Here is a 23,657-nt window from a genome sequence, read left to right as displayed (position 1 = left end):
CGGTCGTAGAATTTACCCGACAAGTGCCAAAAGGATTCCTGCAGCGACCGCGCTTCCGAGTACGCCTGCCACGTTAGGCCCCATTGCGTGCATTAGTAGGAAGTTATGTGGGTTTGCTTCTAGCCCAACCTTGTTCACTACCCTAGCCGCCATTGGCACAGCAGACACGCCAGCAGCGCCAATCAGCGGGTTTATACTGCCACCAGACAGCTTGCTCATTAGCTTAGCCATAAGTACACCCGCAGCAGTACCTATACCAAACGCAATAGCGCCAAGGCCCAAAATGCCTAAGGTCTCGACCGTGAGAAATGCTTCAGCTGATAGCTTTGATCCTACGGCTAAACCAAGGAAAATAGTGACCGTATTGATGAGCTCGTTTTGGGCTGTTTTGCTCAATCTGTCTACCACGCCACACTCTTTCATTAAGTTACCGAAGCAGAACATGCCAACAAGCGGCGTAGCGGCAGGTAAAAACAAGATAGTCATAAACAGCACTGCGAGTGGGAAAATAATCTTCTCTCGCTTTGATACAGGTCGTAATTGACCCATTTTTATCTCGCGCTCTTCTTTTGTGGTCAGCGCTTTCATTATCGGTGGCTGGATAATAGGCACCAACGCCATATAAGAGTATGCAGCGACTGCAATCGCACCAAGCAAATCAGGCGCAAGCCGTGAGGCGAGGAAAATGGCAGTAGGCCCATCCGCGCCACCTATGATAGCAATGGCGCTCGCGTCCTTTAACGTAAACTCAAAGCCAGGTATAAGGTTCAGCGCTATCGCGCCAAACAAGGTAGCAAAAATACCGAACTGCGCAGCCGCGCCAAGTAACAACATTTTGGGGTTAGCAATAAGCGCACTGAAATCAGTCATTGCGCCTACGCCCATAAAGATGAGCAGAGGAAACACCCCTGTATCTATGCCGATTTTGTATATGTAGTGCAGCAACCCGCCCGCTTCTGAAAAACCAGCAATTGGAATGTTCGTAAGCAATGCACCAAAACCAATGGGCAGTAGAAGCAATGGCTCAAACTTTTTAACGATGGCCAAGTACAACAAGCCGAACCCCACTGCCATCATTATCAGCTGGCCGGCTTCAAAGTGCGCAAGCGCGGTACTATCCCAAAGTACCATTAACTTATCCATGTACTACCCCAAGAAGATTAACGGTTGACCACTGGTGACGGCATCGCCTTCACTAACCGTAATGTCGGTGACCGTACCGGTATATGCACAGCGGATCTCTGTCTCCATTTTCATGGCTTCAAGGATCATCACCACATCGCCTTCTGACACGCTGTCGCCGTTTCTCACCAAGACTTTGAAGACGTTACCTGCAAGCGGTGCATCAATAGACTGAGAAGCGGTAGAGTCTGATGGCGCAGCGCTATTGGTTTGAGGCTGTGCTTGCGTCTGAGAGCCACTAGCAGGTGTAACGCTCGTCAGCGTACCTGAAGGTGCCACTTCTACGCGATACACTCTTCCATCTACGTTTACGTCGTAAGTTTCACTCGCGGTAGCCCCTTGTGAGCTTGACTTGGCTTCAGCAGGCTTAGGCGCACTCGAGCTTTGCGACTCTTGCGCGCTAGGTGCAGGTTCAAACGCATCAGGGTTGCCGCGGTTTTCGATAAACTTTAGGCCTATTTGCGGGAATAAGGCATAAGTCAAAACATCATCAATTTTATCGTCTGACAGCGATAGTTGCTTTTTCTCAGCCAGTTCATCAAGCTCTTTACTCAGTGTATCCAGCTCTGGTGCAATATTGTCAGCAGGGCGACATGTCACGGGCTCTGCGCCATCAAGCACACGCGCCTGCAACTCCTTGTTTACTGGTGCTGCGGTAGCGCCATATTCACCTTTGAGAACGCCTGCGGTTTCTTTTGTAATGCTTTTGTAACGCTCGCCGGTGAGTACGTTAAGCACTGACTGCGTGCCCACGATTTGTGAGGTTGGCGTAACAAGAGGAATGAACCCAAGATCTTCCCTTACCCGTGGAATTTCTTTTAACACTTCTTCGAATTTATCTTCAGCGCCCTGCTCTTTAAGCTGACTTTCCATGTTGGTTAGCATTCCGCCCGGTACTTGAGCCAAAAGAATACGTGCATCTACCCCCTTGAGACTGCCTTCGAACTTGCTGTATTTCTTTCTTACTTCCCTGAAGTAACTGGCAATTTCTTCTAGTTCGGGTAGTGCAATACCCGTATCGCGCTCTGTACCTTCTACGATAGAAACCATGGTCTCAGTTGCGCTATGACCATAAGTCATGCTCATTGAAGAAATAGCCGTGTCCAGCATATCAATGCCGGCATCGATAGCTTTTTGATACGTCGCCGTACTCAACCCTGTTGTGGCATGGCACTGCATGGCAATAGGTACATCAACCGTTTCTTTTAATCCGGTAATCAATGCCTCGCACTCGTACGGTTTTAAAAGCCCAGCCATATCTTTTACGCAGATAGAATGAACCCCTAGGTCTTCAAGCTGTTTCGCCATTTCGAGCCAAAGCTTAAGGTTGTGCACAGGGCTTACCGTATAAGAAATTGTCCCTTGCGCGTGAGCGCCACTGTCTATGGTCGCTTTTATTGCGGTTTTCAAATTCCTAATGTCATTCATGGCATCAAAAATTCTAAATACATCTACGCCACTTTCGTGAGCACGCTCTACAAAGCGAGTGACAACATCGTCAGCATAATGGCGGTAACCCAATAGGTTTTGACCACGCAACAGCATTTGCTGTTTTGTGTTAGGCATGACTGCTTTTAGCTTTCTGATGCGCTCCCAAGGGTCTTCCCCTAAATAACGAATACAGGCATCGAATGTAGCACCACCCCAAGATTCAACTGACCAAAAGCCAGCTTTATCTAGTTTTTCCGCTATGGGAAGCATATCTTCAATACGCATGCGCGTAGCAAGAAGAGATTGGTGGGCATCACGCAGAACCAGCTCGGTAAGGGCCAGAGGCTTAGACATGGTAACTCCTGATTAGGCTTTATTTTTTAGAATTTTGGCGATGGGTATGAATTGCGGCAGAAATAGCTGCGATAACGTTTCCGTCTATTCCTGGTTGTACCGCTTGATTGTTTCGGCGCAAATTAGCTGAAGGCCCTTTTAAATTAGCTGAAGGCTCTGCTGTTTCACCGGGAAAAGCTTCACAAAATCGGGCAATGAGATGAATACCCACAATAAGAAGCCCTAAGAATGAGAAAACAAATACCATTCCTATAAGCATAAGAGAACCTGCTTCAAAGAGTAGGCTAGCGACGGATCCCGAATCCATATTCAATCCTGTTGTTATTTTGTACCTGAATAAGTATCACGTGGTTTTTAAAAACACAACAAAGCAGCATAAAAAACCACTTTAAAATGAATAAAACCCGCAAAAATGAAACTTAATGCATTATTCTTTAATAAATTTGCAACATAAGCATATTTTAGGAATTAGCATAAGCGTTGCCGATACCAGCAACCTGCGTTTACGTTCATTTATACTCACGCCTTAATGAAAGCCTATATTTTCCGTAAAGTCACTGTCTAGCTGTTTAGCGAAATCTTTCGCATGCATCGCCACTAATTCTAGCTGCATATGTCGTTCATCCTCAGGTACGTATGCAGGCACATTTACTGGACTTCCCTCACAGTCCACCGCCATAAAAGTTATAAAACAGCGATTTGCGACCGACGTGGTATTTTCCGTGGCGTCGCCCGATTTAACCACAACATAGATATGCATACTTGACGCACCAGTGTGTACCAACGATGCGGTTATCTCAACTAGCTGGCCTACTTTTATAGGTTTTATGAAACGTATGCCATTAGCAGACACCGTGACGCAGTAACATTTGGACCACTGCGCGGCACAGGCATAGGCTGCTTGGTCAATCCATTTCATTACAATGCCACCGTGAACGTTACCGCCAAAGTTGACGTCGGTAGGTTCTGCTAAAAATCGAAAAGTAGTAGATGGATGTGCCATAGCGTACCTCGCGCTTTACTGCTGTTAGACACAATAAGTTTAGCTTAAAATTTAAACAGCGCGCTTAGACGAAAGTGGAGAGAACAAAAATAAAGGAGTAGAAATGAAAAAACCCACCTAAAAAGGTGGGTTTTTCAATATGGCGCGTGTGGAAGGATTCGAACCTCCGACCGCCTGGTTCGTAGCCAGGTACTCTATCCAGCTGAGCTACACACGCGTAAACTTATGTACTTTTGAATTCTACCTCAAAAGGTGACGCTTTAAAATAAGTGGCGCGTGTGGAAGGATTCGAACCTCCGACCGCCTGGTTCGTAGCCAGGTACTCTATCCAGCTGAGCTACACACGCGCAAAACTTGTTGTTGGCCGTCACTGCCAACGAATAATGGCGGAGAGGGAGGGATTCGAACCCTCGATACGCGTATATGCGTATGGTTCCTTAGCAGGGAACTGGTTTCAGCCACTCACCCACCTCTCCTTGACTGCGGGGTGCATTTTACGGATTCATTGGCCTGAGTCAAACCTTTTTTATAAAGAAATTGTTCACCCGCTGCCATTTTAAACGATTCGAGCAAAAAACCAGTAATTTGTTCGCAATACAAGCAATTAAACCGAATTTTATTTAACGACCCTCGTTAATTTGCATTTGAATATGCGCAGCTTCATTGCAGTTTTAACTGACCCATCTTAATAATTTAGTCAATTTTTCAAAAATAATATCAAAAAGTTTTGAATTTATTTGTTCATAACCAAGTACGCTGATTCGTATTACTTACTTCAGTTCTTTAAAAACGCTCCAAAACCTCAAATAGAGCGGTATATGTCTCGACTTTAAAATCGTCCACCCAGAAGGCACAGTGCTAGAAAAAAGCTGTGCACGACCCAGAGACTTAACTTGGTCGTTAGCGCGAGACATCACAACGTCATTTCTGGCGAAATAGAACAGAAACAATAGACTTGCGTTAAAGCCCGATAAGATTTACTCACTTAAAACAAAAAAGGCCAGCTTAAGCTGACCTTTTCCAATGAAGCATATTATGCAATTATTCCGCAGAGCCTGGCTGACCGCCTTTTTCTGCTTGAATGCGCATGTATATCTCTTCACGGTGCACAGAAACTTCTTTTGGTGCATTCACACCGATACGTACCTGATTCCCTTTTACACCTAGTACGGTAACGGTTACATCGTCACCAACCATAAGCGTTTCACCAACTCGACGAGTCAAAATAAGCATTCTCTTGCTCCTGTTCCTTAATACTGAACATCATCCATTAAGATTTGCCAACCCATCGGCACGACCCGATGGAAGCGACAGTGATTCCCTGTTTCTGCGTCACTTCAAAAACTCACTGTTATAAACAAAAATAATTATAGCTTATCTTGTAACCAAGCGTTAACCGAATCTAGCGCTTGGGCCAAGTTTTCAGGCTGATCACCGCCGGCCTGCGCCATATCTGGACGACCGCCCCCTTTGCCACCTACTTGAGATGCAACAAAGTTAACTAGCTCGCCCGCTTTAACTTTACTAGTGAGGTTTTTAGTAACGCCAGCAATAAGATTCACCTTCGCGTCATTAGCCACACCTAATACTACGATCCCTTCGCCAATTCGGTTTTTAATGTCATCCATCATTGAACGCAATGACTTCGCTTCAACACCTTCCAAATTAGCAATAAGAACTTTAACGCCATTTATCTCTACTGCATTACTAAGCATATCAGCACCTTGCTGACTCGCCAGTTTTTGTTTCGCAGAATTGAGCGCTTTTTCTAGTTCTTTAGTCTGATTTTGTAGAGAAACTACACGATCAAGTACATTTTGGCTGTCTGTTTTTAATAATGCAGACAATGAAGACAGTGTCGCTTGCTGTGTTTGCACAACTTCAAGTGCGTGTTCGCCAGTGACCGCTTCAATACGTCGAACGCCCGATGCAATACCCGCTTCGCTGGTAATTTTGAACAAACCTATGTCACCAGTACGCGTAACGTGAGTACCACCACATAACTCAACAGAGAATGGCCCCATGGTTACCACACGAACTTTTTCGTCGTACTTTTCGCCAAATAGCGCCATAGCGCCTGATGCTTTGGCTTCATCTAAATCCATTAGTTCAGTTGCTAACGTATGGTTTGCTCGTATTTCTTGGTTAACTCGTCTTTCAATCTCAGCAAGCTGCTCTGCCGTTACTGCCTCAAAATGCGAGAAGTCAAAACGCATGCGCGGCGCTTCAACCAATGAACCTTTCTGGGTTACGTGTTCACCTAGAATTTCACGCAATGCTGCATGAAGTAAATGCGTAGCACTGTGGTTCTTTTTGATAGCTTCACGATTTGCTGCATCAATCGCTGCGGTTGCCGTATCACCTTTAGATACCGAGCCTTTAGCAACACCTTTGTGTGCAAACGCATTGCCCATTTTTTGAGTATCGGTAACAACAAATTCACCGTTTGCCACGCGAAGCACACCCTTGTCACCTGCCTGACCACCGCTTTCAGCATAGAACGGCGTGCTGTCTAATACCACAACGCCTTCTTGACCGTCTTCAAGCTTCTCAACAAATGCATTGTCGGCAATAAGTTCAACCACATTAGCCTGACCTTCTACATCGGTGTACCCAGTAAATGAGGTTGTGTGGTCAATGGCGAGTTTACTGTTGTAGTCTGCGCCAAAGTTGCTAGCCTGCTGTGCACGAGCACGCTGCGCTTGCATGGCAGCTTCAAAACCTTCTTCGTCAATCTTAAGATCGTGCTCACGCGCTACATCATTGGTTAAATCAGTAGGAAAACCATAGGTGTCGTAAAGCTTGAACACTACGTCACCCGGCACTGTATCGCCTTCCAAGGTTTCTAGTGCATCGTTTAGGATAGCCATACCACGGGCTAGCGTTTTGCTAAACTGCTCTTCCTCAACACGCAATACTTTTTCTATTACCGGCAGTTGGTCTACAAGTTCTGGGTATGCTTCACCCATTTCTTTGGCAAGTGATGCTACAAGCTTGTAGAAGAAGATGTCGTTTGCGCCAAGCTGATAGCCGTGGCGAACAGCGCGACGAATAATACGGCGTAGTACGTATCCGCGCCCTTCATTTGATGGCATTACACCATCGCAAATTAAGAAGCTGCACGAACGAATGTGATCGGCGATAACACGAAGTGACTTGTTCTCTAAGTCTTCGCTACCAACAATTGATGCTGCCGATTTGATCAAGTTTTGGAAAAGGTCGATTTCGTAGTTGCTGTGCACGTTTTGCAAAATAGCGGAAATACGCTCTAGGCCCATACCGGTATCGATTGAAGGCTTAGGGAGTGGCTCCATGGTGCCGTCAGCTTGTTTATTAAACTGCATGAATACCAGGTTCCAAATTTCGATAAAACGGTCGCCGTCTTCTTCAGGTGTTCCCGGAGGACCACCCCAAATGTGCGCACCGTGATCGTAGAATATTTCAGAACAAGGACCACATGGACCGGTATCACCCATAGACCAGAAGTTATCTGACGTGCTAATGCGAATAATCTTTTCTTTTGGAACACCAATATGGTTTTCCCAGATGTCGAAAGCTTCGTCATCTTCAGAATAAACGGTGACTAAGAGCTTTTCTTCTGGCAAACCAATTTCTTTGGTAAGGAAATTCCATGCAAACTCTATCGCTTCTTTTTTGAAATAATCGCCAAAGCTGAAATTACCCAGCATTTCAAAAAAGGTGTGGTGACGCGCAGTGTAACCTACGTTTTCAAGGTCATTATGCTTACCACCTGCGCGAACGCAGCGCTGCGACGATACCGCACGGGTATAGCTGCGCTTTTCCGCACCTAAGAAGCAGTCTTTAAACTGGTTCATGCCCGCGTTGGTAAAAAGAAGTGTGGGATCATCTGCCGGTACCAGTGACGAGCTCGCCACCGCTTGGTGGCCATGGCTTTTAAAATAATCGATAAACTTGTTACGTAAGTCAGCAGTTGATAATGTCATTGAAAACCTAACTTCCTTTATTCTATTCTTGAAACGTGCGATTTGCCTGTTCTAATGAGCTTTATAATCGGGGCAATTTGCGAATACGCAATACGCCAATCCTCGCTATAATTCTCTGGATAATTAAAATGCACACAAATTTGCGCAACAATACCACGGATAACGCAATTTTGTTAAGTGTAACGGGGGTAAGATAGGCTCAAATTTCACTTTATACAGACGAAAATAGCCAATATTCATAAAACGAATCGCTAACGGCACTTAATTGTCGGGAAACATGGGCGTAAACCAGCAGTTTTAGTTAGATTCGTTCGCGCTTACCGCATATTCAATGTGTTCTTGGTAAAAGCCACGATATTGAAGAAATTGTTTCTGCTTTTGTCTTAACGCGAATTCGGTTTCATAAAACTCGCCAAACTTTTTCTCTTTTACTTTTTTAGCACTTTCAAACCAGTCAGCGTCAATGTCTCTCATTGCGTGTTCTGCAGTACTTTCATCTACACCATATTGCTGCAAGTCTAATTTTATCGCGCGGGGTCCCTTCCCTTTTAAGTACAGTGCGCGAGCTCGGCTTTCTGCAAATCTAGCATCGCTTTGGATATCAGCATCCTTGAATTCCTCCAGAATAGGCATGAAAACATCACTCGCTATTCCCTTCTGCTGCAACTTTCGCATAATCTCGTTAAAGCTATGCTCTCGTCGTGCCAGCATGCGAGTAATCGCGTCGGTAATGATTTTTCGGTCGAACTCTGACATTTTTGTAAACTTACTCTTCTGTATTAACGTAGAAACCGCGTTATTTTAGCGTTAAATACTCGTACATTGCGACTATCTAGCGTTTTAAGCACTTAACCTCTACATGATGTAAACTGCATGACAGCATCTGACTATCGCATAACAATAATAGATTCGATTGAACAGCTCTCTAAAGAGCGCTGGCAATACCTCGCAAAAGAAGCGGGCCCTTTTCTTTCGTACGAATTTTTGCATGCGCTAGAACGCAGCGGCTCGTGTAGCAATGAATCTGGGTGGCAGCCTTGCCATATTGCTATAGCGCAGAGCCAGCATGAGGCTGTTAATCTCGTTATTCCCGGCTACCTGAAAACTCACAGCTACGGTGAATACGTGTTTGACCACGCTTGGGCTAATGCTTATGCACAGCACGGTCTCGACTATTATCCTAAATGGATATCGGCCATCCCCTTCACGCCCGTAACAGGTTCTAGGCTGCTTTGTGATGGGCACATTGTGCTTACTCCGGCGCTTTTACACGAACTGGAAGGTACGGTGGCAACGTACGTAGAATCCGTATTTGGTGAAACCTTATCTTCTTTTCACTGGTTATTCCCAAATGAAAGCACCTCGGCTCAACTTATTGGTAAAGGCGAACCTGAGGCCAGTGAATTAGCCGATGATTTGCCTAATGACCAATTTAAAGTTCAATCCAGTAATTCCAACCACTACCTGACCCGATACGCGGTTCAGTTTCAGTGGCATAACTACGGTTATGGTGATTTCGACGATTTTCTTAACGCGCTTACCTCCCGCAAAAGAAAAGATATCAAGAAAAGTCGACGTAAACTGAACGAGCAAGGCGTCCGCTTTATCCATCATACCGGCAATGAGATTAGTCCAGATACACTGCAGTTTTTCACAAAGTGTTACAAAGCAACCTATTTAAAACGAAGCGGTCACGTGGGATATTTGAATGATGCGTTCTTTGAGCAGCTTGTCGAGAGCATGAGCGATAACATGCTTATCGTTACGGCAATAGAGAATGAGGTAGCAGTAGCCAGCGCCCTCTTTTTCTACGATGAGACAGGACTGTATGGCAGATATTGGGGAGCACTGAAAGAAATAGACGGGCTACATTTTGCCTGCTGTTATTTTGAAGGCATTGAATTTGCGATCGCGAAAAAACTTCCGCTGTTTAACCCTGGAACCCAAGGTGAACATAAAATACTTCGTGGTTTCGAGCCCATTTATTGCCGTTCACATCACAAATTACAACATGTGTCGTTTCACACTGCTGTAGCAGACTTTTTACAGCGAGAAACGCCGCATATCGCAAGCTATTTTAATCAGGCACGGAATGCATTACCGTTTAACAAGGAATTTGTGCCTACTTTAAAAACAACGAGTGTCACTGCACCTAACGACGACACTTATAATCACAACGAGAAAAATGATGAAATATAAACTTCTTGCCGTAGCAATTGCGGCATCTTTAGGCCTTGCAGGTTGTGGCCAACCTGAGCAAGCAAAAGACCAAACCAGCAAAGTTGAAGCACCAGAGATGAAAGGTGAAGCAGAGCTAGGTTCTTTCGGCGTAGACTTGACCGCTCGCAACGAAGCCGTAAAGCCTGGTGACGATTTCTTCATGTACGCGAGCGGTACATGGTACGACAACTACGAGCTGCCCGCTGACAAAACTCGCTACGGCGCGTTTACGGGTCTTGCAGAGCGCAGTGAAGAGCAAGTTAAAAATATCATTGATGGGCTAATGGAAAAGTCTTCTCTTAATGCAGAAGAGAAGCTTGTTCACGACTTTTTCGTTGCTTATATGGATACCGATACTATCAACGAGAAAGGTATTGAGCCAATTAAAGACGTACTTACGTCTATTGATAGTATTGAGAACAGAACTGACCTAACCAAAGCGTTTGGCAACAGCTGGTTGGTAGGTTCAAGCACACCTATTTACGGTGGCATGTGGTACAACCGCCTTGACCCGAACGAATATCAGTTAAGTGTTGGCGTGGGGGGTTTAGGTCTTCCTGATCGCGATTACTACCTAAGTGATAGCGAGCGTTTTGTTAAAATTCGTGAAGCTTACGTAGCACACATCGAGCAAATGCTTAATTTTGCAGGCGAAGAAAACGCCGCCGAAAAAGCAGCAAACATTCTTGCTCTTGAAACACAAATTGCAGACATTCAGTGGCCTCGCGAAAAACGCCGTGACCGCGACCTTACTCTTAATCAAATTGAGCGTAGCAAACTGTCTGATGAATACCCCGGCTTTGATTGGAACACGTATTTTGCTCAAACCGGCTATAAGGTGCCTGAGTTGAATATTTCACAACCAGAGCCTGTAAAAGACGTAATTAAGATTATTAATGAAGCTGACTTAGCCGATTGGAAGTCGTACTTGAAGTATCACACTATTTCAAACAATGCGGGCTTCCTTTCTGAAGATATCTACCTAGCCAACTTTGACTTCTTTGGTCGTACACTAAGCGGTCAGCAAGAGCCTCGTCCTCGTTGGAAGCGCGCAGTGAGCCAAATGTCTGGTACTGAGTCACTTGGTTTTGCTATCGGCAAGATTTACGTAAACGAATACTTCCCAGAAAGCTCAAAAGAGCAGATGGCGGAGCTGGTTGAGAACTTGCGTACAGCACTAGGTGAGCGTATTGAAAACCTAGACTGGATGAGCGAAGAAACCAAGGTAAATGCCAAAGAAAAGCTAATGGCATTTAACCCTAAAATTGGCTACCCAGACGAATGGCAGTCTTTCGACGGCGTAACCATCAGCGACAAAGACTTAGTAGGCAATGTTCGAAACCTACGCACATTCTTCCAAGACCAATCGGTAGAACGTGAGCTAGAGAAAACAGATCGCAATCGCTGGGGTATGACACCGCAGCGGGTTAATGCCTACTACAATAGCTCGTTCAATGAAATTGTATTCCCAGCGGCTATTTTGCAACCACCATTCTTTGATCCAAACGCCGACGCAGCAGTTAACTACGGTGCAATCGGTGCGGTAATTGGTCACGAAATGGGACATGGTTTTGACGATCAAGGCTCGAAGTCAGATGCAAACGGTATTCAGCGCAACTGGTGGACCGATGCTGACCGCGCAGCGTTTGAAGAAAAAGCGGATATGCTAGCCGAGCAATACAGCCAGTACGAGCCTATCGAAGGTAACTTCGTAAATGGTCGCAACAGCTTGGGTGAAAACATTGGTGACGTGGGTGGTCTAGCCATGGCTTACCACGCCTACAAACTTAGCCTTAACGGCAAAGAAGCGCCGGTAATTGACGGCCTAACAGGCGATCAGCGTTTCTTCCTTGCATGGGCACAAGTGTGGAAAGAAAAACGCACGGAAGAAAGCATGTTGAATCAACTTCGCGCAGGTACACACGCGCCAGGTCGTTATCGTGCACAAGCTCCAAGAAACCATGATGCATGGTATGAAGCGTTTGATGTGAAACCAGGTGATGCACTTTATCTTGCGCCAGAAGAGCGTGTAAGAATTTGGTAACTCGTTGAGTGCACAGTTTTGTGAGCCTTTTACAGGCTCACTACGCTGAATGGTTCAATGCATTCGGTATCAACTGCTTAAAATATAAAAGGGCGGTACGACTAATGTCATACCGCCCTTTTCTTTCTTCTTAACTCAATGTTTTTTTATGCTTTAACGTATCTGCAGCGAGCCTTTATTTATATTGCCCACTCCAGTTTAACTGCGACTGCTTATTTATTTCCCGTATTGGGCAACTAAATCGCGAACGTATTGCTTACAACGGGCTACAGCCTCTGAAAAATCGCCATTACCTACACTGCCCATGGAATAACGAAGCCAATAACCGTCAATGAGTGCAGCGGTGGACGCAGCGGCATTTTTAACCTGTTCAGGTTGAAGTAACATGCGATAGCTAAACGCTAAGTTACGTTCTAAGCGTTTGTGGTTAATACATTGCAAACGATGCAAGCCTTCATTGTGTAGCGATAACGCCCAGAAGTTAAACCAGGTATTAGTGGCTGAACTCGCCCCCTGCGTTTGTGAAAAGTTATTATCAATAATGAAATCAATCCGCTCTAGGGGGGCCTCAATACGCTGCGTGATTTTTAGCGCATCGAGAAGGTGACGCATTGTTGCTTCAATTAAGCCTTGCTTGTCACCAAAATAGTGACTGATTATCCCTGAAGAAAGCCCAGCTCTTTTACTAATTAAGCTAATCGTTGTGCCGTGATAGCCAACCTCTGCCATCACTTCTAGCGTTGCTTCAATTAATTGCTTCTTACGAACTGGCTCCATTCCCACCTTGGGCATGCTACAACTCCAAACCTTAAATCTAAAAATTAACCTGCAACAGCATTATGCTGTCGCAGGTATGATATCACGATTAAAAGGTTAAGCGTGCGTTGACTGCAACAGCGCGAGGTGCGCCAATCCAAAATGCACCTGGTGCAATGGTAGACGCATAGTCTTCATCAAACAGGTTGTTTACTGTTAAACGCACTTCTAGCTCTTCAGCACCTGAACCAATGTTTTCGATAAAGCCGCCAATATAGAAGTCGCTAACGATATAGTCATCAACTTGTGCTGCATTATCAATATCCAGGTAGCGGCTATCAACGTACTTGGTAGACAGGCCTGCAAAGTAGTTATCGCGTGCCCAATCAAGGCTAATTACCGCCATAGTGTCAGGCGTACCGATAACCGTATTACCTTCAATAGCTACCAGTGACATTTCAGGGTTTTCAGGGTCAGCGATGGCTGCCAGCGCATCGTCAAGTGTATCGTATTGCGTACCTGAACTACCTACCGTCGCAACATATTCTGACTCGCTTAAGGTAATAGAAGTGAACAACGAGAACTCTTCGGTTAGCATAATGTCTGCTGAAATTTCAAAACCGCTAGACTCAATACCGCCCACATTCTTATAACCACCGGCGGCCGCTTCAAGAAAGTCTATGCCCTCAGGAGTTTCGTTGCTGGTAAATTGAATACGGTCGTTAAACTCAATATTGTAGTAGGTCACGCTGGCGTTGAACCCTGGTGATGAGTAGCGGAATCCAACATCAATGTTATCGGCTGTTTCTGGCTTTATAAAGCGAAGGTCAGTATCGTTGCGCTCTAATTGCGCATCTTTAATTGCCGCAAAGTTTTCTCCATAACCGGCAAAAACCTCCAAGCCTTCATATGGTAAAGGCGCGACAATACCGGCTGAAAACAACGTATCTGAATCAGTATTCACCGACAAGTTGTTAACTGAGTCAAAGTTGTCCGTTTTTTCGATGTCTACGTTAAACTTCTTGGCACCAGCGCGAATGCGGGCAAAGCCTACGTCAAGTTCATCTTCCACATAGTACATCAAGGTATCAACTGGGAAGGTTCTGTCGTACTGCACCCAGTAAGGCACATTATCATAATCGACGCTAATAGACGAGTTGGTGATTTTATGCCAATCGCGAGACTCGCCACGCTCATAGTCTTCCCACCAAAGACCAAAACGTAAGGTATTATCAAAATCACCAATTTTGGTGTACCACACTGCATCAGCATTAATGCCAAAACGCTCTTTATCATAATGAGTGTGACGATATGAGCCCACTGGAATAGCCCCTTGCTCGTGGCAGCCAGGGTCGTACTGTGCACCTGCTCCACCGTAAGGGAAAGTTAGTGAACTTTGACAGCCTTCAATAGGGCTTAACTGATTACCTTGTCTATCAACGAAGTAAATTTGTCCAATTTCTTGACCACCGAGGGCTGTGTTGCCAACTACAAGTTCTGAATGACCTTCTGCGCCGTCATCAGTGATGTCGACGATATAAGGTGGCACCCATTCACCGCGGCCTTTATTGTCGTGATAATACACGTTAGTCATGAAATCGACCTGATCAATCGTAAACTCTGCTTGTAGATAAGCGAATAAGTTTTCGCGCAGTGTAGACCAGCCTCGACGATACGCCTGATCTTGATAAGGCACGCCTGTCCACTCGTCAGTTAACTGGTCCCAATCTGGATTTTGCTCATATTGAGCCAACCCGTAAATGCGCTGATAGTTATCTTCGTGAGTATCGTCATAAGACAGGTAACCTGAAAGAGACACGTCGTTAACGGTAGAAATAAACTTCATGGCTAAGTGATCACGAGTGTTCTCTGCCGCCTGCTGCATAAAGTCAGAGCTTTCTTGACTTGAAAGACTGATCCACGCGTAGGTATCTTTAAAGATTTCGCCCGTATCATAGCGAACATAGTATTTTGACGCATCGAACTCACCAGCGGTGACGCTAGCGACTAAACCCTGCTCCATGGATGGGTCAATAGTGGTGAAATTAAGTGTCCCGCCTAGGGCTTCGTGTGAACGGGAAGCAATATCCGCCGTACCTTGAGAAACTTCTATGCCTTTGACATTTTCAGTATCAATATAGCGGTTTGCTTTTGCGCCACCGCCGTAGTTTGAATTACCATTGGCAATGCCGTCTACCGTCATACCTATTTGCTGTTCGTTTAGGTTCACCTGAAAACCACGAATAACAATAGATGTTGACCAGTCATCAGCCCCAAAGGTATCACCTTCGTTAATCAGGACGCCAGGGAGGTTGTCGACTGCGGCTAAAACGCTGCTAAGGTTAGCCTGTTGTTTAAACATATCCTCGCTTGTTGCATTGTTAGCGTAAGAGACGCTTCGCCCAACAACCGTGATTTCTTCTATGCGCTCTTCGTCAGCACGATCTACTTCCTCTGCAAGAGCCTGGAAAGGCACTGTTACCGCAGCCATAGATGATAGAGCAGCAAGTACCGCTATAGATAATTTATTCCTTGATTTCATGTGTTTCCCAAAGTAGTTGTATTTTATTTGCGCACTACTCTAGATGGGTATTGTTACACTTACGTTAAATTTAATTGAACGATCAATTAATTAAATTCACAAATTAATTTAGGGATGAACAGTACAAAATTTGCCACGGAAGCTTGTTTGCGTTCTATTATTTCTCGCCGTAAGATGAGAATAGCTGATCTGTAGGCATAAAAAAGCCCTCGTAAGTGAGGGCTAAAAGGGAAAGGTTTATCTTACCTTGGTATTACTTTACGACTGTGTGGCGGCTTGAAAACTGGTGTTTTTGCTTTCAGTCCCGGCTACTTGCTTTTCTGCATAAAGCAAGGCGTCGTGCAAGGTTTCAAAGTTAGGTATACCAGGGTGTGCTTCGTTTACGCCCTCTAACACCTTATTGACCTCAGCGTTTGCACCACAAATAACTAACTGACGACCAGCAGCAAGTGCATCTGAAGTTACTGTATCAACAGCCATTGCTGCCGATACATCCATGAGTGGAACACGTGAGAAGTCTAGAATGGTGACTTTAGAACCCGGATTGACTCGCTCACGAACGTGGTGACCTAAGTCTGCGGCTGCACCAAAGCTTAGTGGACCACCAAAGCTAAAAATTGAAACCTTGTCTTTGAGTGACTCTAAAAGCTCGTTCTCCTTAGGGTCGTTAAGCGACTCAGGGATTTTCTTAAGCTCTTCGATTTGAAGTTGCGCGATTTGCTTAACGTATGCAAGTGCAGCAAATACAACGCCCACACCAACCGCTGTGATTAGGTCTACAAATACGGTTAGCGCAAGCACCATAAGCATTAGGCCGAAGTCCCAACGTGGTCCCTTGTGAGCACGTTTCAGATAGCTCCAGTCTATGATGTCTAAACCAACTTTAACCAAGATACCTGCAAGTACAGCGTGAGGAATTTGCGCCGCTAGCGGACTAAGACCTAACACAATGGCTAGAAGCACTAGCGCGTGAACCATGCCTGAAATGTTGTATTTACCACCGCTACGGATATTTACAACAGTACGCATGGTTGCACCTGCACCTGCGATACCGCCGATCAAACCAGCAAATGTATTACCAATACCTTGGCCGATTAGCTCTTTGTTACTATCGTGACGGGTACGCGTCATGTTATCAGCAACGAGAGATGTAAGTAGACTATCGATGGCTCCCAGCACAGCTAGGATAAACGCGGCTTCAAGAATAAGCAGTGCTTTACTTTGGTCAAATACTGGAAGGTGCAGACTTGGTAGGCCTGTAGGAATGTCACCAAGAACAGGCACTGATAGCGCAAGGCTTACTAGTGTTCCAATAATTAGTGCAGCCAGTGCGCCAGGCACATATTTGCCTAGTTGCGGTGGCCATTTGTAGGCAATAACCAAAGTACCAAGGCCAAGCGCCAAGGTTGCAAAATCGATATCGGCAAGTGCGGTCGGTAGGTAGGACAACGCGCCAATCGTACCGCCCGGAGGCTCGTGCCCCAATAACCTACCCAACTGCAGGATAATGATGATTGCACCGATGCCCGACATAAAGCCTGATATTACCGGGTAAGGCACTAGGCGAATGTATTGACCAACGCCAAGAACACCAAAAACAATCTGGAATATACCCGCTAATATCACGGCGGTGAATATAAGGCTGGCGTCGCCTGATAGACTTGCAAACAAGCCGGCAAGAACAACAACCATTGGTCCCGTTGGACCAGATATCTGAGCTGGTGTACCACCGAAAAGTGCAGCAAAGAAGCCAACCGCGATAGCACCATAAAGGCCCGCCATTGGGCCTAGGCCTGACGCAACACCGAGTGCAAGCGCCAGTGGCAAAGCAACGATACCAGCAGTTAAACCGCCGGTAAAATCGCCACGTAAATTTGAAAGGTTAATTTTTACCATGGTTACAGACCTTATTCACCGCGAGCAAGTTGTGCTTCGGCAGTAGACTCGTCCATTACATCAAATTCACCAGACTCAGTGTTGTAGTAAAGCACTTCACCTGAACCAATGTTATAAACCCATCCGTGAAGCTTAACCTGACCTGTTGCGATTTTGGCAGCAACAGCAGGGTGAGTGCGAAGGTGCTGAATTTGCTGAACAACGTTCTCTTTCGTTACCGCTTCTAAATCATCAATAGAAAGTTCAGAATGACCGCAACGCTCTTTAACCACGTCAGTTGCGACACGACAATGGCCTAACCACTCTTTAACATGCGGTAGTGAGCTCAAAGCTTCTGGGTTAATCGCACCTTTCATCGCACCACAGTCGGTGTGACCGCAAATAACAATGTGAGAAACACCCAGTGCAGCAACTGCAAATTCAATAGATGCAGTCATACCGCCTGTTTGGTTGCTGTGAGGAGGAACGATATTGCCTGCGTTACGGCAAATGAAAAGTTCGCCTGGGTCAGTTTGTGTTACGAGGTTAGGGTCGATACGTGAATCAGAGCACGTAATAAAAAGTACTTCAGGGTTCTGACCAGTAGCTAGCTTTTGAAACGTAGCTTTTTTGTTTGGATAAACTTCTTTCTGAAATTTGGCAACACCTGAGATAACGTGATCCATATATAACTCCCAATTTTTTAATAATTGTAATGATTATGTAATTACGCCAGTTTCACCTGATAGATTAATAGTTTAATATACTAACTCGCGATAGCTAAATACTATCACCTGTTAAACACTAACAATTATAAGTTTAGTAACATAAGGCGGCTTTCACCATGCAATTTAACGGAAAGACCCCGTCGATTAACCAGATCCGCTATTTTGTCGCTGTGGCGAAGTACCTAAGTTTCAGGCAGGCTGCGGGAATTTTAGGCATTAGCCAACCAACTCTGACCAGTCAAATCAGTGCTTTGGAAAATTTATTGGGCTTAACATTATTTGAGCGTTCACGCACCGGAACACTTTTATCTCCTCAAGGTAAGGCGCTGCTTGATGCGGCTGAAGAAGTGCTACAAGCATCTCAAAGGTTCGGCGAGATAGCGCGTGACCTGTCAGAAGGTGAAATAGTTACATTCCGATTAGGGATCCCTCCTACACTCGGACCTTATCTCCTCCCTTTTGTATTACCCGATTTGCACAAGCGTAAGCCCGGCTTGCGTTTTTACGTCCGTGAAGGCGCGCCCAATGCGCTGCAACACGGTTTATTGCGTGGCGAATACGACTTAATTCTTTCTCCACTTTCGGGTGAAAATTCTCAATTGATTACGCAACCGCTTTTTAAAGAACCGTTAAAATTTGTAACGCCTTCCGACCATAAATTAGCGGGTAAAGCCTATGTTAAACCACACGAGATAAGTGGTGAAAAAGTACTAACGCTAGAAGACCGGCATCACTTTCACCACCAAGTACAGCGTATCTGCGATGAAATTGGTGCCGATTTACAGCGTGATTACGAAGGCACTAGCCTAGATACCTTGCGCCAAATGGTGGTAATGGGGATGGGCGTGGCCTTTTTACCTGGGCTTTATATCCATTCTGAGTTACACAAACCTGAAGCACTGCATGTGTGTGAAATCGCAGATATGCCCATTGAACGCCAGCACTCGTTAGCGTGGAGAAACACAGCGCCAGGGCGAAAAACCTTTAGAGAAATATCGATTATCATAAAAGAAATAATTGAAAGTCGCTTGTCAGACGCAGTAACTATTGTTAGTTCTGCCCCACATCCTCTTCAAAAACGATAAACGGGTTGTAATTGACTATGATTGACAGACAGCATTTGCGAATAGTAAGGGCGATAGACGCTGAAGGTTCTATGACCGAAGCTGCGAAATCCCTTTTTCTCACCCAGTCTGCGCTAAGCCACGCAATGAAAAAGTTAGAAGCGCATTTTGACGTACCGCTTTGGAAGAAAGAAGGTAGAAAGCTAACACTTACCCAAGCAGGGCAAAGTGTTTTAGGCTTAGCCCATAGAGTTTTACCCCAGTTCGAGCATACTGAAGCCCAATTGCGCCGATTTGCCGATGGTAAACAGGGCATATTACGTATTGGAATGGAATGCTACCCATGCTTCGAATGGCTGTTAAAAGTTGTCGCGCCTTTTTTAAAAGCCTTTCCCGATGTTGATGTTGATGTACGCCGAGCATTTTCGTTTGGCGGATTACAGGCTCTACACGGGTACGACATAGACATTTTACTCACCCCCGACCCGCTCCACTTAGATACTATTACCTATACGCCAGTATTCGAATACGAGCAGGTACTGGTTATGGGAAAACACCACAGCTTAGTAGATAAGTCATGTATATCTCCGAAAGACTTAATCAATGAAACCCTAATTACATATCCGGTAGAACATAGTCGACTGGACGTATTTACCCACTTCCTAACTCCCGCCAATTGTACGGTTAAACAGCACAAGACCATTGAGACGACTGAGATTATCTTGCAAATGGTTGCAGCGGGGCGTGGAGTTACGGCACTGCCTAAGTGGTTGATTGAAGAATCGAAAGAGCGCGATCTTTTAGCGTACCGCTCTCTTGGAGAGCAGGGTATATCGAAAACCTTATATTTGGGTCATAGAAAAACGCAGGACGTATTAGGGTTTGTAGATGATTTCATTGCTCTTTCTCAAAGCCACAAACCATAATCCTTTTAAGCTTTACGGTGGAGGTGCCATTGCTTTACAGGAGTGGATGAATCGCTTGCCATCTAAAATGGCAAGCGGGAAACCACTGCTTTAAAATATAACTGAATACGCAGTACTTTCAGCCACGAGAGGCACTAAATCTTAAATTGCCCCACCAGCTCTTTTAAGTCACCAGAGACAGTACTGAGCTGCGTCGCTTCCACCGCTAACTCTTCAGCGTGTTGACTAGTTTTGTCACTTAAGCTTGTGATTGCCACGAGCGACTTATTAATGTCTTGAGCAACACCTGTTTGCTGCTCGGTGGCAAGAGCAATGTGAGTACTTTGCTCGTGAACCAAACCTATAGACTGTGTAATATCTTTAAGCGTTTCGACAACTTTTTCTGTCTTATCAACACCAGATTGAGAACGGGATTGACCTTCCTGCATGACGCTGTTGGTCTGTTCAGACATTGCTTGTAATCGCTCAACCATTTTTCGTATATCAGTGGTCGATTCTTGTGTACGGCTTGCCAGCGAGCGAACTTCGTCTGCGACGACGGCAAAACCGCGTCCCTGTTCACCAGCTCTTGCCGCTTCAATGGCCGCGTTCAAGGCAAGCAAATTAGTTTGTTCAGCTATGCTGTTGATGACATCGACTACGGCACCAATGCTGTCAGACTCATTGCTCAATCCGCCTACAACTTCAACTCCCTGACTAATCGCGTCGGCCAGTGCGCGAATTTCTCTCATAGCATCTTGCACTTGCTCGCTACCAACTTGTACTAGCTCGTCTGCTTTAGTTGCGGCGTTACTAGACTGTGCCGCATTTTTTGAAATCTCAACGACGGTAGCGGCCATCTGTGTGACCGCCGCAGACACATTGTCCACTTGGCTGCGCTCTTGATTAATTTCTTTGCTGGTAGCGTGACTTACGTCTCGAAGATGGTCAGCCGCATCAGAAACGGCCTTGGTGTTAGCGGCAGTATCTTTAAGTAGCGACCTGAGTTTATCGGTAAAGGTATTAAACTCTATGGCTAGTGCACCGATCTCGTCGTTGCTTTTAACTTCCAAACGCTTAGTTAAATCACCGTCGCCATGTGCTATTTCCGCCATTGCGTTGCGCATTTCCACCAAAGGCTGAGTAACTTTCGCACTCGCCAAATAGGTAATAAATGCTATTAATCCAATGATAACAATGGCGACGATAATTGCCGTAGTAATGGCACTATTTATTGGGCTATCTATAATGCTTGCAGGAACAAGAATACCCAGCGACCAGTTCATTTGTGGGTTGATTAACTTAGCATGCTCAAAAACCGCAACATAGTCTTTTCCCTTCCAAGTTAGGGGCACAATCCCAGATTCATTGGTTGCGATAATACCCGCCAACTTGCCAAAACCTTCGGTATCATCAAATACACTGTCAAAGTTTTGAATAGAGGAGCTTAGTGGCAACGCTTTGCTCTGTTTTGGAAAGTAAACAATGTTTTGGTTTTCATCGAGTAAAAACGCCGTGCCTTGTTCTTCATAACGAATGGCATCTATGACCTTACCCACCGTGCTAATAAGAATATCGACACCGCCAACGCCTAGTAACGCTCCATTTTTGTATATCGGGGTTTGTACTACTGCAGATACGCTTCCATCTTGGGAATCGACAGCAGGAGGCGTAACATATAACTTTCCTTTTTCAACGGCAGTAGTAAACCACGGTCGCTTAGTAGCAAAGTAACCGGCGTTAGGGTTGCCGGCATCAGGGCCTGACGTTTCGACGCCGACTCGGCCCTCTTCATAGAAGTATTCACCCGTCTTAGCTGAACCAAAGAACGCCGATTTAATAATGGGATCTTGACTGCTGATGCCCTCAAATGTGGCATAGATATCTTTGGATTGAGTCAGTTGGCTTTCGGGCGCTCCTCGCGTGTTATGGCGCGTAAAAAAATCTTCTAGAAAAGGACTACTTAGGAACGCTCTAGCAACGCCGCCATAGGTTGCGAAAAAGCCTTCAACATCATTTGCTTCACGGGCGACAAGAGATTTAACCTCTTTTTCTACACGACTGCGGGTGTTATCTGCAACGGTATTGACCAAGAAAAACGCCGTGATGAGTAACATTAAAGCTATGCTACCACCAACGATAAGCATGAACTTTTTTTGGAGTGATATGGATTTCATTTGTACTTCTCATTGTGTACTAAACGCCACAACATGCGAAAGGTGTATTCCAGCACTAGGGCCTGTTGACCTTTGTTGTACATTTTTACAGCGGTCTTTGTGCCATCTAGACAAGGCGGATGTTTGACGGTTTAGTGGTTCTAAGTCGAAAACATTCAACGCAGTATAGATGGCACAAAGGCGCTGCCCGAAGGGGTCGTTATGGAAGCCTTTTACTCTTTGTCACAGCCCTTTAACTTAGCCCACTAGGCTTGCAGGACTGTTTCGCGATTAAAAGGCTTCCATTTAGACCAAAATTTGTACATCAAAGGTCAACAGGCCCTGATAATTCGCACACATTTCAGGTTTAGTTTTATTAGTATAAAAGCGCAAGTGAGCCGAGCTCGCTTGCACTTCTAATACTTTGAGATATACAGAGAAATTTTACAACCTCTGAAAGTCAATTCTACGAAAGTTTAAATACAGAGTGAATTAAACGCTTTTAAGAATTAGCTGTAAAAGCAAAGATAAGCGGTTGGCGTAGACACTTTTACGTCAAAAGAAGCATCGGCGGGTACATTAAAGCTGGTGCCTGTAGCAAAAGATTGCCATTCGTCACTTCCCGGAAGCTTCACAACTAGCTCACCTTCAACCACTTTCATTAGCTCTTTTTGTGATGTAGAAAATGTATATTCACCCGGCGACATCACGCCCGAGGTACAGGGGCCGTTTGCAGATTCAAACCCAATCGAGCTCACTTTATTGTCGAAATAATGGTTTACTTTAAAGCTCATAGCTACTCCTTTCATTGATGCAAGAGATGCTTTTCTAGCGTTTTTGCCAAATAAGCATATGGTTATTGGCGGGCATGTCGATTATGTCTTGCAAGCTTAACTTGCCTGCCCAAGCAGTTAGCTCGTTAATATCGCGGTAACCACCATATCCTCGCTCTAGCAGCGAAATGTGGAAGGCTTGGTTACTTTCAGAAGTGAACTTGCCGCTGTGTGTAAAAGGGCCATACTGACAAAATATGCCCCCTTTGGGTAAGTGCGATGCTACTGACTCCATTAGTAGCTTCGCCTCTTCTTTTTGCATGATATGTGCGGTGTTTGCAGTGAAGACACCATCTACGTCGAGATTGGGAAAAACGTCTTGTCCTACTGTGAATTCAACGGGAGCCTTTACATTACACGCGGTTGAATCGCTCAGCCACGTAACAATTCCCTCGTGATAGTGCGGTTGATCGCTAGTGTGCCAAACAAGATGGGGTAAGTGTTCAGCCAGAAAAACGGCGTGTTGCCCCGTGCCGCTACCTATTTCCAGCACTTGCTTACAGTTTGCAAAAGCTTGTTCAAGCACGCTTAAAATAGCGCGCTTGTTGTTTTCACAGGCCTGACTGAAAGGCTTTTCAATTTGCATATACTTTCCCAGC

18 protein-coding genes and 3 tRNA genes are annotated in these 23,657 nt (G+C 45.3%); 4 read left to right on the top strand and 17 right to left on the bottom strand.

Annotation, left to right across the window (positions count from 1 at the left end; translation table 11 throughout):
- Positions 1-12: 12 nt before the first annotated feature.
- From ACXAGV_RS13185 to ACXAGV_RS13140, 10 genes are all read right to left on the bottom strand, one after another.
- Positions 13-1,143: a sodium ion-translocating decarboxylase subunit beta gene (locus ACXAGV_RS13185; protein WP_014948675.1), complete on the bottom strand. Its 1,131-nt coding sequence runs from the start codon at positions 1,141-1,143 to the stop codon at positions 13-15.
- Positions 1,144-1,146: 3 nt separating this feature from the next.
- Entirely contained in the window at positions 1,147-2,967 is a 1,821-nt protein-coding gene (gene oadA, locus ACXAGV_RS13180) for a sodium-extruding oxaloacetate decarboxylase subunit alpha (protein ID WP_474873661.1), read from the bottom strand.
- Between the two features lie 19 nt (positions 2,968-2,986).
- On the bottom strand, positions 2,987-3,274 hold the full coding sequence (locus ACXAGV_RS13175; protein ID WP_474873660.1) for an OadG family protein: 288 nt from the start codon (positions 3,272-3,274) through the stop codon (positions 2,987-2,989).
- A 219-nt stretch (positions 3,275-3,493) separates the two neighbouring features.
- Positions 3,494-3,970: an acyl-CoA thioesterase gene (locus ACXAGV_RS13170; protein WP_039223004.1), complete on the bottom strand. Its 477-nt coding sequence runs from the start codon at positions 3,968-3,970 to the stop codon at positions 3,494-3,496.
- A gap of 140 nt (positions 3,971-4,110) precedes the next feature.
- Positions 4,111-4,187: transfer RNA gene (locus tag ACXAGV_RS13165), tRNA-Arg, on the bottom strand.
- A 53-nt stretch (positions 4,188-4,240) separates the two neighbouring features.
- Positions 4,241-4,317 (bottom strand) — tRNA-Arg (locus ACXAGV_RS13160).
- A gap of 37 nt (positions 4,318-4,354) precedes the next feature.
- Positions 4,355-4,446, bottom strand: a tRNA-Ser gene (locus ACXAGV_RS13155).
- Positions 4,447-5,011: 565 nt separating this feature from the next.
- Positions 5,012-5,203, bottom strand: a complete 192-nt coding sequence (gene csrA, locus ACXAGV_RS13150) for a carbon storage regulator CsrA (protein ID WP_012517705.1) — start codon at positions 5,201-5,203, stop codon at positions 5,012-5,014.
- A 134-nt stretch (positions 5,204-5,337) separates the two neighbouring features.
- Complete coding sequence (gene alaS, locus ACXAGV_RS13145; RefSeq protein WP_474873659.1) at positions 5,338-7,935, bottom strand: alanine--tRNA ligase; 2,598 nt, start codon at positions 7,933-7,935, stop codon at positions 5,338-5,340.
- 297 nt (positions 7,936-8,232) lie between these two features.
- A complete protein-coding gene (locus tag ACXAGV_RS13140) occupies positions 8,233-8,691 on the bottom strand; it encodes a regulatory protein RecX (protein ID WP_474873658.1) in 459 nt (152 codons plus the stop codon).
- Between the two features lie 117 nt (positions 8,692-8,808).
- Here ACXAGV_RS13140 and ACXAGV_RS13135 point away from each other — a divergent pair, with 117 nt between their 5' ends.
- A complete protein-coding gene (locus tag ACXAGV_RS13135) occupies positions 8,809-10,134 on the top strand; it encodes a GNAT family N-acetyltransferase (RefSeq protein ID WP_474873657.1) in 1,326 nt (441 codons plus the stop codon).
- Positions 10,124-12,199: a M13 family metallopeptidase gene (locus ACXAGV_RS13130; protein ID WP_474873851.1), complete on the top strand. Its 2,076-nt coding sequence runs from the start codon at positions 10,124-10,126 to the stop codon at positions 12,197-12,199. Before ACXAGV_RS13135 ends, ACXAGV_RS13130 begins: the two co-directional genes overlap by 11 nt.
- Positions 12,200-12,415: 216 nt before the next feature.
- Here ACXAGV_RS13130 and betI read toward each other — a convergent pair whose 3' ends face one another.
- From betI to ACXAGV_RS13110, 4 genes are all read right to left on the bottom strand, one after another.
- Positions 12,416-12,991, bottom strand: a complete 576-nt coding sequence (gene betI / locus ACXAGV_RS13125) for a transcriptional regulator BetI (RefSeq protein ID WP_474873656.1) — start codon at positions 12,989-12,991, stop codon at positions 12,416-12,418.
- Positions 12,992-13,064: 73 nt separating this feature from the next.
- On the bottom strand, positions 13,065-15,497 hold the full coding sequence (locus tag ACXAGV_RS13120) for a TonB-dependent receptor domain-containing protein (RefSeq protein ID WP_474873655.1): 2,433 nt from the start codon (positions 15,495-15,497) through the stop codon (positions 13,065-13,067).
- A gap of 258 nt (positions 15,498-15,755) precedes the next feature.
- On the bottom strand, positions 15,756-17,393 hold the full coding sequence (locus tag ACXAGV_RS13115; protein WP_474873654.1) for a SulP family inorganic anion transporter: 1,638 nt from the start codon (positions 17,391-17,393) through the stop codon (positions 15,756-15,758).
- Positions 17,394-17,404: 11 nt separating this feature from the next.
- Positions 17,405-18,058: a carbonic anhydrase gene (locus tag ACXAGV_RS13110; RefSeq protein WP_458731998.1), complete on the bottom strand. Its 654-nt coding sequence runs from the start codon at positions 18,056-18,058 to the stop codon at positions 17,405-17,407.
- A gap of 158 nt (positions 18,059-18,216) precedes the next feature.
- Between ACXAGV_RS13110 and ACXAGV_RS13105 the strand changes: the two genes are divergently transcribed.
- Together ACXAGV_RS13105 and ACXAGV_RS13100 are read left to right on the top strand one after the other, a co-directional pair.
- Positions 18,217-19,185 carry a hydrogen peroxide-inducible genes activator gene (locus ACXAGV_RS13105; protein ID WP_474873653.1) on the top strand — a complete coding sequence of 323 codons (969 nt, stop codon included), beginning with the start codon at positions 18,217-18,219 and terminating at the stop codon, positions 19,183-19,185.
- 17 nt (positions 19,186-19,202) lie between these two features.
- Positions 19,203-20,090, top strand: a complete 888-nt coding sequence (locus ACXAGV_RS13100; RefSeq protein ID WP_474873652.1) for a LysR family transcriptional regulator — start codon at positions 19,203-19,205, stop codon at positions 20,088-20,090.
- 134 nt (positions 20,091-20,224) lie between these two features.
- On the opposite strand, the gene ACXAGV_RS13095 is transcribed toward ACXAGV_RS13100, so the two are convergent.
- From ACXAGV_RS13095 to ACXAGV_RS13085, 3 genes are all read right to left on the bottom strand, one after another.
- The gene (locus ACXAGV_RS13095; protein ID WP_474873651.1) at positions 20,225-22,246 is read right to left on the bottom strand and encodes a methyl-accepting chemotaxis protein; all 2,022 of its coding nucleotides are present in this window, start codon (positions 22,244-22,246) and stop codon (positions 20,225-20,227) included.
- 488 nt (positions 22,247-22,734) lie between these two features.
- Complete coding sequence (ppnP, locus tag ACXAGV_RS13090; RefSeq protein WP_014948660.1) at positions 22,735-23,019, bottom strand: pyrimidine/purine nucleoside phosphorylase; 285 nt, start codon at positions 23,017-23,019, stop codon at positions 22,735-22,737.
- A 34-nt stretch (positions 23,020-23,053) separates the two neighbouring features.
- Complete coding sequence (locus tag ACXAGV_RS13085) at positions 23,054-23,644, bottom strand: DUF938 domain-containing protein (protein WP_474873650.1); 591 nt, start codon at positions 23,642-23,644, stop codon at positions 23,054-23,056.
- Between the last annotated feature and the right edge of the window lie 13 nt (positions 23,645-23,657).

The sequence above is a fragment of the Alteromonas sp. ABH4_453 genome, assembly GCF_056160665.1.
This window is presented reverse-complemented; position numbering and strand designations above follow the sequence as displayed.